This is a genomic window from Pseudomonas sp. AGC41 (assembly GCF_057334555.1).
This window is the reverse complement of sequence record NZ_JBHFJB010000089.1, coordinates 37,397-40,317: the sequence shown is the minus strand read 5'-3', so window position 1 is coordinate 40,317 and position 2,921 is coordinate 37,397. Positions and strand designations below refer to the sequence as shown.

The 2,921-nt window shown below is 62.6% G+C and carries 3 protein-coding genes; all 3 read right to left on the bottom strand.

The annotated features are described in order from the left end of the window. Window positions 1-1,198 (bottom strand): glycogen debranching protein GlgX (gene glgX / locus ACE04F_RS16275; protein ID WP_486108253.1); only part of this gene is annotated, 1,198 nt, incomplete at its 3' end. Window positions 1,199-1,344: 146 nt separating this feature from the next. Then, the gene (locus ACE04F_RS16270; protein WP_486108251.1) at window positions 1,345-1,698 is read right to left on the bottom strand and encodes a DUF2934 domain-containing protein; all 354 of its coding nucleotides are present in this window, start codon (window positions 1,696-1,698) and stop codon (window positions 1,345-1,347) included. A gap of 20 nt (window positions 1,699-1,718) precedes the next feature. Beyond that, a partial coding sequence (locus ACE04F_RS16265) for a malto-oligosyltrehalose synthase (protein ID WP_486108249.1) occupies window positions 1,719-2,921 on the bottom strand: 1,203 nt, incomplete at its 5' end.

The following is a 2,921-nucleotide window of genomic DNA, read 5'->3' as shown; positions in this document are numbered from 1 at the left end:
CGCAATCCCAAGGTTCGGCGATCAGTTTGACCTGGCGCAGCACCGGATCCTGGCGACAGGCGACGAGGAAACTGTGGCGCTCATCGAAACCGTCATGGTAGCGACCCAGAATCGTCGCCAGGTCGAAGCGGAAGCCATCGACGTGCATTTCCGTGGCCCAATAGCGCAGGGAGTCGGTGACCATCTGCAGCACGCACGGGTGGCTCAGGTCGAGGGTGTTGCCGGTGCCCGAGTCGTTGATGTAATAGCGCTTGTCGTCGGGCATGAGCCGGTAGTACGAGGCATTGTCGATCCCGCGCATGGACAGGGTCGGACCCTGTTCGTTGCCCTCGGCGGTGTGGTTGTAGACCACGTCGAGGATCACTTCAAGATCGGCCTCGTGCATGTGCGCGACCATTTCCTTGAACTCGGCGATCTTGCCGCTGGCCAGGTAACGCGGGTCCGGGGCGAAGAAGGCGATGCTGTTGTAGCCCCAGTAGTTGGTCATGCCTTTGTGCAGCAGGTGCTGGTCGTTGACAAAGGCATGGATGGGCATCAGTTCGACCGAAGAAACCCCCAGCTTGCGGATATGTTCGAGTACATCGTCGACCATCAGGCCGCCGAAGGTGCCACGCAGGTGCTCAGGCACCGCGGGATGGCGCATGGTGATGCCGCGCACGTGGGTCTCGTAAAGGATGGTCTTGTCCCACGGCACGCTGACGCGATGGTCGTTGCCCCAGGTGTGGGCCGGGTCGATGACCTTGCACTTGGGCACGAAAGGGGCGCTGTCGCGTTCATCGAAACTGAGGTCGCCGTCGGGGTGACCGATGGTGTAGCCGAACAAAGCCTCGGACCATTTCAGTTCTCCCACCAGCTGTTTCGCGTAGGGATCGATGAGCAGCTTGTTGGGGTTGAAGCGGTGGCCATTCTCCGGATCGTAAGGGCCATAGACACGGTAGCCGTAGATCAGGCCCGGATGGGCATCGGGCAGATAACCGTGGTAAATCTCGTCGGTGTACTCCGGCAGCTCGATGCGTTCGAGCTCGACTTCGCCGGTGTCATCGAAAATACACAGTTCGACCTTGGTGGCGTTCGCTGAGAACAACGCGAAATTGACCCCCAGGCCATCCCAGGTCGCGCCAAGCGGAAACGGCAGCCCTTCACGAATCCGCGAAGCCTCGATAACCGGCGGCGGCGTGGTTTTTTTTGGACGGGTCATAGTTGCTCCTGCAAAAGACAGATTCGGTGATGCGGCGCACGCAGGACTGCGTGCCTTGCGCTTGTGGCGAGACGATGAAGCGCCATGCCACAAGCAGGCCCCTTCGTTGGAAGGAGCACGGGCTTGAAAACGATGAGTTCGCTGGGTCAGACCGCCGGTGGTTTGCGCACCGCTCGTGGCTTCTTCGCGGCAGCCTTGTCGGCGGGCGGGACCACTGCGGCAGTCGCCGCGGAGGGTTTGGCCGCAGGCTTGGCCTTGGGCGTGGTGCTCTTCGCGGCAGTCTTGGTCGCAGCACTCTTGGCGGGTGCCGGCTTGGTGCCGTCGGTCTTGCTGGCAGCGGTCTTGCTCGCTGCTTTTGGCGGCTTGCTAGGCGCCAGTGCCTCGGCTTCAGCCAGTTTGCGCGCCATTTCCCAGTGACGTTTTTCCTGTCCGGCGGGCTTACCCTCCGACTCCCAGATCTGATAGGCAAATTCACGAATGCGTTTATCGTCGGTACTCATCGCAGTGCTCCTGACTAAACTCAAGATTCAATAAAGACATTGACCGGGAAATCCCCCAGCGCGGCGCTGACCATCAGCTCCCTTTGGGGTGTGACTGCTGCGCTTGCAAAAAGTCCCTTCAGTTTTCCATCCTCGGCGGCGAACGGTAACGACACCCGGGTATCGCCCCAGTCCGCTGCGGTGACATGGGGCAGGGCAGCGTTTTCCAGCAGGCGGGCCGCGTGCACCGGGACTACTACAATCGCCCGCTGCTGCTGGTATTCGCGCATGAACGCCAGCACCCGCCCGGCGTGTTCGCCGAGCACCGGCAGCGGTTGATAGCTGCCCTGGCGAAACAGCTGCGGGTGTTCAGCGCGCAAGGCCAGCGTCCGCACAATCAGTGCCTGCTTGACCCGGCCGTCGCGCCAGTCGCGTACCAGCGTCGCCGGTGAGCTGTCGCCCTGTATCGCCTCGCGGCGAGCGTTGAAATCCACCGGGCGACGGTTGTCCGGATCCACCAGGCTGAAATCCCAGAACTCGTTGCCCTGATACAGATCCGGCACGCCGGGTACGGTCATGCGTAGCAAGGTTTGCGCCAGGCTGTTGAGGGCGCCCGCCGGAGCGATGGCCTGGACGGCCTCGGCGATGGCGCTGCGCAACGGCAAACCTTCGTCGCACAGCAGCAACCGTTCAAGGAACATCTGCGTGGCTTGTTCATAGGCGTCGTTGACCGCCGCCCAGCTGCTTTGCAGCTTGGCTTCGCGCAGGGCCTTGCGTTGCCATTGCCACAAGCGTTCGCTGTAGCCGGCCAAGGCTTTGGGGTCTTGCAGGTCGAGGTCCAGTGGCCAACTGCCAAGCAGGGCCTGGTACAGGATCAGTTCATCACCGGCCGATGGGGCTGCCGGGTCGCTGTGCAGCGACGGTGAGAGGATGCGCCATTGCTCCACGCAGGCGGTGTACCAGTCCGGGCGTTCGCTGATCACTGCGAGCCGGGCTCGGGTGTCTTCGCCGCGCTTGTGGTCGTGGGTCGCGGTGGTGACGAGGTTGTCGGGAAAGTGTTCGAGCCGTTCCCGGCACGCTTCATGGAATTCCTCGGCCGGGGCACTGAAGCGCTCGGTGTTGTAGCCCACGTCATTGCGCGAAAGCAGTACCGCCGAGCGATACAGTGCAGTGTCCTCGACAGCCTTGGCCGCTGCCGGCGAGGTCAGTTGCTGGAAGCGTACGCAGGCGTGGGGGGGGGGGGG

Bases quoted from the DNA above. Each gene is read 5' to 3' on its own strand.
- ACE04F_RS16270 (WP_486108251.1), bottom strand. From the start codon at position 1,698: ATGAGTACCGACGATAAACGCATTCGTGAATTTGCCTATCAGATCTGG.